The sequence below is a fragment of the Streptomyces albidus (ex Kaewkla and Franco 2022) genome, from assembly GCF_013870515.1.
GTDB classification, from domain to species: Bacteria; Actinomycetota; Actinomycetes; order Streptomycetales; family Streptomycetaceae; genus Streptomyces; species Streptomyces albidus.
On sequence record NZ_JACBXA010000270.1, the window covers coordinates 1 to 7,316 of the forward strand.

Here is a 7,316-nt window from a genome sequence, read left to right on the forward strand (position 1 = left end):
GTTGCAGGCGACGATCAGCGCGTCGGGCTCGTGTGCGGCGGCCGCCTTGGCGCAGCCGAGGGCGTGCGCGGTGATGTCGTCCGGGGTGCGGGGGCCCCAGGGCATGCTGCCGGGGTCACTGGAGAGGACGAGGTCGGCATCCGGGCGCGCTTTGCGTACCGCTGCCGCTGCGGCGAGCAGGCCGAGTCCCGAGTCCACGAGCGCGATCTTCACGGCACGAAACTCTAGTCGATGGGCCATGCGGCTGATCCGCGGGCAGGGGCGGCCACCGCGCTCCGCGCAGCGCCGGGGCCGGTCCGACACCGGCACTTCCGGGCGCGCCCGCCCTCCCGTGACCGGCAGGTGCCGTGCGGCAGACTGCGGCGATGAGCCTGCTCACCTGGATCGCCGCGTCTTCGCTGGCCGCATGGCTGTGGCTGCTGCTGGGGCAGGGCCTGTTCTGGCGTACGGACATCCGTCTGCCGCCGAGTGAGGAGCCGTCACACTGGCCCACCGTGGCGATCGTGGTCCCCGCGCGGGACGAGGCGGAGGTACTGCCGCTGAGCCTGCCCTCCCTCCTCGCTCAGGACTATCCGGGACGCGCGGAGATCTTCCTCGTCGACGACGGCTCCACGGACGGGACCGGAGCACTCGCACGGCAACTGGCCGTCCTCGCCCCACCGCAAGGGCTCGCGCTGACCGTGGACTCGCCCGGTGAACCGGAGGCGGGCTGGACGGGCAAACTGTGGGCGCTGCGCCACGGGATGGCCCTCGCCCGTGAACGCACCGACGCCGACTTCCTCCTGCTGACCGACGCGGACATCGCACACGCGCCCGGCTCACTGCGCGGCCTGGTCAGCGCGGCGATCGGCAGCCGCCTGGACCTGGTCTCGCAGATGGCGAGACTGCGGGCGGACAGCGGCTGGGAGCGCCTCATCGTCCCCGCCTTCGTCTACTTCTTCGCGCAGCTCTTCCCCTTCAGCTGGGTGAACCGCCCCTCGGCCCGTACGGCTGCTGCGGCCGGGGGCTGCGTGCTGCTGCGGAACGACGCGGCGCTGCGCGCACGGCTTCCGGAGAGCATCAGGGGCGCTGTCATCGACGACGTGACACTCGCCCGCGCCGTCAAGCGCGGGGGCGGGGGCCGGATCTGGCTCGGGCTGGCGGACGGCGTCGACAGCGTGCGCCCGTACGACCGTCTCCCGCAGCTGTGGCAGATGGTGGCGCGCAGCGCGTACGCGCAACTGGGCCACAGCCCGCTGGTGTTGGCGGGCACGGTCCTCGGGCTGGCCCTGGTGTATCTGGTGCCGCCGATCACGGCACTGGCCGGTTCCGCGGTGGGCGCGGTGGCGTGGGCGGTGATGACGCTGACGTACGTGCCGATGCTGCGCTACTACGGCCTGGCGCCCTGGTGGGCCCTCACCCTCCCGGCTACCGCCGCGCTGTATCTGCTGATGACGCTCGACTCTGCCCGGCAGCACCACCGCGGGCGCGGCGCGGCCTGGAAGGGCCGCACCTACGCTCCCGAGAGGACACGGCCGGGGACCTGAGCCGCCCTTCCCGCAGGCACCATCCGGCCGGACTCCGCTGTGCGAGCCTCACTTGCGGCCCGGCGTCCACTGCATGCCCCACCCGTAGGCCGCGTCGACGGTGCGCTGCGGGCTGCTGCCGCGCTGGGTGACGAGATAGCGGGCCTCGCGGTGCACGACCAGGTCGCCGCCCTCGTTCGTGATGAGCGCCAGTGCGCAGACGTTGGAGGCGACGGTGCATTCGTCGAGCGAGAACTCGACGGGCGCGCCGTGCTGGGGCTGCAGGGTGACGGTGCCGTTGACGCTGGCGAAGCTGCGGGCGCCCTCGTAGATGGTGACGAAGATGAGGATCCGCCGCAGGTCCCTGGCGTGGTCCAGGTTGACGGTGAGGTTCTCTCCGGAGGAGACCGCGCCCGTACGGTCGTCGCCGTCGAGGTGGATGAAGGGCGGCTGGTGCAGCGAGCCGAAGGCGTTGCCGAGCGCCTGGACCACGCCCTTGCGTCCGTCGGTGAGTTCGAAGAGGGCGCACAGGTCCAGGTCGAGGTCGGAGTGCGCCGCAATGGCCTTGCCGAGCTTCCTGCCCCAGCCGGAGAACTGCTTGTGGACCTGCCAGTTGAGGTTGACCCGCAGCGATCCCGAGGTGCCGCCCTGCTTGGTGAGGGAGACGGAGGGCGCCTCCTTCGTCAGCGTGACCTTGGTCAGCCGAACCGGTTCCGGCGGCGCGGCCGACGGGCTCGCGGGCGCGGAGGGCTGCTGTTGCGCGGGGGGCGTGGGAGCTTGGCGGGGAGGCTCGGGTGCAGCGGGGGGAGCGGGTGCAGCTGCAGGCGCCGGTGCCGGTTCGTCGACGCTGATCCCGAAGTCCGTTGCCAGACCGGCCAGTCCGCTCTGGTAACCCTGCCCGACGGCGCGGAACTTCCAGCCGCCCTGCCTGCGGTAGAGCTCGCCGAGGACGAACGCCGTCTCCACGGTGGCGTCGGTGCTCTCGAAGCGTGCGAGCTCCGCACCGCCGGCTGAGTCCACCACCCGTACGTACAGCCCGGAGACCTGCCCGAAGTTGCCGCCTTCGGCGGAGGCCGCCACCACGATCTGGTCGACGTCACCCTCAACGCGGTGCAGATCGGCGCTCAACGCGTCGACGACGGCGCCGCCCTGGGGGTTCTTCCCGTCGTGGCGCACCGCGCCTGAGGCGTGCGCGGGCTGGTTGTAGAAGACGAGGTCGCCGTCGGACCGGACCTTGCCCGAGGACAGCAGCAGCGCCGAGGCGTCCACATCCGGAACGCCCGCGCCCTGCTGCCAGCCGAGTTCGATACGGACGGATGCCGCGGCGACCGGAACGTTGGTGCCCTTCTGCATCGTCATGCCACTCCCCTTGTGCCCCATGTTGCTGCTTGTTCCTGTGGCAGCGGCTCAACCCCTGCCGGCCCGCGTCGCCAACCTATTCCAACGGCCGTGCAGCGGCGAGTGACGGATCTCTTTACAACATCTCGACATGACAACGTGACCGTTTTCCCCAGGTTCGCTCGTATTAGTGATACGGCGTCACTGCAAGCACAAGAAACGGCCCTCTGACCGGGCTCCCCAACGGCCACATGTTGGGCTTACCTTATGGGCATGACCTCCCCCCGCTACTCCCCTGGCGGCTACTACGCTGGCCCTTCGTACCCAGACACCCCGATCTACGACATGCTCGTGAACGAGCGAGGCACGCCGCAGATCGCGCCGATCCGGGTCCCGTCGGCGTACGAACCGATCGGCCACTCCCTCCCCGCTCTGCCGCCGGCGCTCCCCGCCCTGCCGGCCGGCCCGAGCCACCAGCAGTACAACGCTCCGCAACAGGGTTATCCGGGCACCATGGGCCAGCAGCCCCCGCCCGGCATGGCACGGCCCGCGCCCCTGCAGTCGGCTCCGCTGCAGCAGACGCCCGCTCCGTACATCCCGCAGCAGGCACCCGCGCAGCAGGGTTACGGCTATCCCGGCGGCCAGCAGTACCAGCAGCAACAGCCCACGCCGCCCCAGCAGATGCGCCCTGTCGCACCGCGGCCGGCTGCTCCTCGCCCCGCGGCACCCCGCCCGGCCGCACCGAGGCAGATGCCGAACAACTCCTACGACGACCCCTACGGCGGTCACCAGTACCAGGGTCGCGGCTACTGATCCCAGCGCTCAACTGTCCGTGCAGGGTGGCAGGATGGCCTCATGACGACCGCGAGGCTGGCCTCCCTCCACGTCTACCCGGTGAAGGCACTGGCGGGGACGGTGAGCGAGGAGTTGACGGTCGAGCCCTGGGGCCCGGCCGGTGACAGGCGCTGGATGCTGACAGCGCCTGATGGAAACCAGTTGACGCAGCGCGAGCACCCACGCCTTGCGCTCGTCACCGCACAGCCGTTGCCCGGGGGTCCGTCCGGACGAAGTCCGGGGGGATGGGGAATCCGGGTCACGGCCGCGGGGAGAGAGGCGCTGGAGGTCGACGTACCACCGGACGATCAGGGGACCGTCCCGGTACAGCTTTTCCGTAAGAAGATCGAGGTCGTCCCGGCGGCCGCGGAGGCGAGCGCCTGGTTCTCCGACTACCTGGGCGAAGAAGCGCAGTTGGTGTACATGGACGCCCCGGAACGGCGGCGCCACATCGAGCCTGAGACCTCACGCCCCGGCGAGACAGTCTCCTTCGCCGACGGCTTTCCGCTCCTGGTGGCCTCGCTGTCCTCGCTGCACGGGCTCAACTCCCTCATCGCACAAGGGGATCACGCGGATGAGGGCCCGCTGCCGATGAGCCGCTTCCGGCCCAACCTCGTCATCGAGGGCACGGCGCCCTGGGCGGAGGACTCCTGGCGCCGCGTCCGTATCGGCGAAGCGGTCTTCCGGGTGGCGAAGCCGTGCGGACGGTGCGTGGTGACGACCACCGATCAGTCGACGGCGGAGCGCGGCAAGGAGCCACTGCGCACCCTGGCCCGCCACCGTCGCTTCGGCGACCAGCTGGTCTTCGGCCAGAACCTGATCCCCGAGCGCACGGGCAGGGTGCGCAGTGGTGACTCGTTCGAGGTACTCGCATAGCGCACACCCCGCCGAGTCGGCCTAGGGGGTGTCCGCAGAGTCCCGCCTGGGGCGCGACTCTGGGGACACCCCCTCGGCGCCCGGCCGACGGACCCTTCTCCCGGTCCGCCGGCCGGCCGTTCAGTCGCTCCCCTCCAGCAGGCGGGAGCGGATCAAGAAGCGCACTCCTTCCGGTGCTTCGAGCGAGAATCCACTGCCGCGGCCCGGCACCACGTCCACCGTGAGGTGGGTGTGGCTCCAGTACGCGAACTGGCTCGCGGACATCCAGAACGGCACCGTCTCGGCGACGCCGTCCACCTCCAGCCGGCCGAGCAGTACGTCCGAGTCACCCGTGCGCAGTTCCCCCAGCTGGTAACACATCGGCGAGCTGCCGTCGCAGCAGCCGCCGGACTGGTGGAACATCAGCGGCCCGTGCTGATCCGTCAGCTTCCGGATCATCGTGGCGGCCTCGTCGGTGACGGCGACGCGCTCAGGGGCCTGGGGTTCGGCCCGGCCGTCCTCCGTCTGCTCAGCGGACGCCATCAGAAGAACCCGAGCTTCTTCGGCGAGTAGCTCACCAGCAGGTTCTTGGTCTGCTGGTAGTGGTCCAGCATCATCCGGTGGTTCTCCCTGCCGATGCCCGACTGCTTGTATCCGCCGAACGCCGCGTGCGCCGGGTAGGCGTGGTAGCAGTTGGTCCACACCCGTCCGGCCTGGATCGCACGCCCCGCCCGGTAGGCGGTGCTGCCGTCGCGCGTCCACACGCCGGCGCCGAGCCCGTAGAGGGTGTCGTTGGCCGTCGCGATCGCGTCGGAGAAGTCGCTGAACGAGGTCACCGCCACGACCGGCCCGAAGATCTCCTCCTGGAAGACGCGCATCTGGTTGCTGCCTTCGAGGATGGTGGGCTGCACGTAGTAGCCGCCCTCCATCTCGCCGCCCAGCTCGGCACGTTGGCCGCCGGTCAGCACCCGTGCGCCTTCCTGCTTGCCGATGTCGAGGTAGGAGAGGATCTTCTCCAGCTGGTCGTTGGAGGCCTGGGCGCCCACCATGGTCTCGGTGTCCAGCGGGTGCCCCTGGACGATCTTCTCCGTACGGGCGATGCCGGCGTCCAGGAACTCGCGGTAGTGGCCCTGCTGGATGAGTGCACGGGACGGACAGGTGCACACCTCGCCCTGGTTGAGGGCGAACATGGTGAAGCCCTCGAGTGCCTTGTCGAGGAAGTCGTCGTCCGCGACGGAGACGTCGTCGAAGAAGATGTTGGGGCTCTTCCCGCCGAGTTCGAGCGTGACGGGCTTGAGGTTCTCCGAGGCGTACTGCATGATCAGGCGGCCCGTCGTGGTCTCGCCGGTGAAGGCGACCTTGGCCACGCGGGGGCTGCTCGCCAGCGGCTTGCCCGCTTCCGCGCCGAAGCCGTTGACGATGTTGACCACGCCCGGCGGGATCAGGTCGGCGACCAGACTCATCCAGAAGTGGATGGACGCCGGGGTCTGTTCGGCGGGCTTGAGGACCACCGCGTTGCCGGCGGCCAGCGCGGGTGCCAGCTTCCAGGTCGCCATGAGGATCGGGAAGTTCCACGGAATGATCTGGGCGACGACGCCGAGAGGTTCGTGGAAGTGGTAGGCGATGGTGTCTTCGTCGATCTCGGAGAGCGAGCCCTCCTGGGCCCGCAGCACGCCGGCGAAGTAGCGGAAGTGGTCGATGGCCAGGGGTATGTCGGCGGCCAGGGCCTCCCGCACCGGCTTGCCGTTCTCCCAGCTCTCCGCGACCGCGAGCTCCTCGAGGTGCTCCTCCATTCGCTGGGCGATCTTGTTGAGGACGGCGGCACGATCGCCCGCGGAGGTGCGTCCCCATGGGCCCGCTGCTTCGTGCGCGGCGTCGATGGCGCGCTCCACGTCGTCCGCCGTTCCGCGGGCGATCTCCGTGAAGGACGCTCCTGTCACAGGAGTGGGGTTCTCGAAGTAGCCGCCCTGTTTCGGGGCGACGTAGCCGCCCCCGATCCAGTGGTCGTAGCGCGACTGGTAGTTCATCACGGCCCCGTCGGACCCGGGCGCGGCGTAGCGGCTCATCTTGCTTGCCTCCCCATTGGTACGGGCGATCCCGCCTCGTGCGTCGGCGGGCTCGATCTGCGGGAGAGGCTAGAGGCGGGAACGTTGCGGATACGTTGCGTGCGCTTCCCCATCCGCTCCGTGCTGCCACCTCGCGGAGCCTCCGGCAGCCTCCAGGCCGTAGGAGCGGCGCAGTTCGCGCACGCGGGAGGCGAGGGTGACCCTGCGCGTCTCGCTCGAGTGACGGCAGCTCAGGAGCGCTTCCCACGCCTCCAGGTCGTCCTCACCCCACGGGGTGCGCACCCACTCCTCCAGCAGGGCGGGGTCCTGAGAACTCAGCAGGGCGCGGCGCAGCCGGTCCTCCAGCAGCCTGCGGAGCCTGACGACGCCGGGAGAGTCGGAGAGCGGGAGCAGCGGGCCGCGGTAGGCGGCGAGCGCGGAACGCAGGTCCCCCGCGGAGAGAGCGTCGCCGACGGCCTCGTACTCGGTCCACGGGCGCTGCCTCAGGCGGTACGGGCGGGAGTCGAGCAACGGCCCCAACAGGCCGCGCAGCCGGGAGAGTTCGGCGCGCAGCGTGACGGGCGTGACGGAGCGTTCCCCGTAGAGCTCGAGGGCGAGCCGTTCGCCGGTGAGGCCTTCGGGGTGCGCGGCGAGCAGCACCATGATCTCGCTGTGGCGCCGCCCCAGCCGCAGTGGTGTGCCGCTCCCCGCGTCGAGCAGGGCCTCGTCGCAGCCGAGG

6 protein-coding genes and 2 pseudogenes are annotated in these 7,316 nt (G+C 70.4%); 3 read left to right on the forward strand and 5 right to left on the reverse strand.

Features of this window, described 5'->3' with window-relative positions:
• A pseudogene (locus H5J26_RS26240) lies at positions 1-213 on the reverse strand (glutamate racemase); the annotation flags it as partial.
• A gap of 152 nt (positions 214-365) precedes the next feature.
• Here H5J26_RS26240 and H5J26_RS26245 point away from each other — a divergent pair.
• Positions 366-1,526 (forward strand): glycosyltransferase, encoded by a 1,161-nt coding sequence (locus H5J26_RS26245; protein WP_181768450.1) that lies wholly within the window; start codon positions 366-368, stop codon positions 1,524-1,526.
• A 48-nt stretch (positions 1,527-1,574) separates the two neighbouring features.
• Here H5J26_RS26245 and H5J26_RS26250 read toward each other — a convergent pair whose 3' ends face one another.
• Positions 1,575-2,864, reverse strand: coding sequence for a TerD family protein (locus H5J26_RS26250; protein ID WP_181768451.1), 1,290 nt, complete (start codon positions 2,862-2,864; stop codon positions 1,575-1,577).
• A 252-nt stretch (positions 2,865-3,116) separates the two neighbouring features.
• Here H5J26_RS26250 and H5J26_RS26255 point away from each other — a divergent pair, with 252 nt between their 5' ends.
• Entirely contained in the window at positions 3,117-3,656 is a 540-nt protein-coding gene (locus H5J26_RS26255; protein WP_181768452.1) for a DUF6643 family protein, read from the forward strand.
• Positions 3,657-3,698: 42 nt separating this feature from the next.
• Positions 3,699-4,553, forward strand: coding sequence for an MOSC domain-containing protein (locus H5J26_RS26260; protein ID WP_181768453.1), 855 nt, complete (start codon positions 3,699-3,701; stop codon positions 4,551-4,553).
• Between the two features lie 120 nt (positions 4,554-4,673).
• Here H5J26_RS26260 and H5J26_RS26265 read toward each other — a convergent pair whose 3' ends face one another.
• The 3 genes and pseudogenes from H5J26_RS26265 to H5J26_RS26275 all read right to left on the reverse strand — a co-directional run.
• A complete protein-coding gene (locus tag H5J26_RS26265) occupies positions 4,674-5,075 on the reverse strand; it encodes a DUF779 domain-containing protein (protein ID WP_181768454.1) in 402 nt (133 codons plus the stop codon).
• Complete coding sequence (locus H5J26_RS26270) at positions 5,075-6,598, reverse strand: aldehyde dehydrogenase family protein (RefSeq protein ID WP_181768455.1); 1,524 nt, start codon at positions 6,596-6,598, stop codon at positions 5,075-5,077. Before H5J26_RS26270 ends, H5J26_RS26265 begins: the two co-directional genes overlap by 1 nt.
• 69 nt (positions 6,599-6,667) lie before the next feature.
• Positions 6,668-7,316 (reverse strand): annotated as a pseudogene (locus H5J26_RS26275) (transcriptional regulator); the annotation flags it as partial.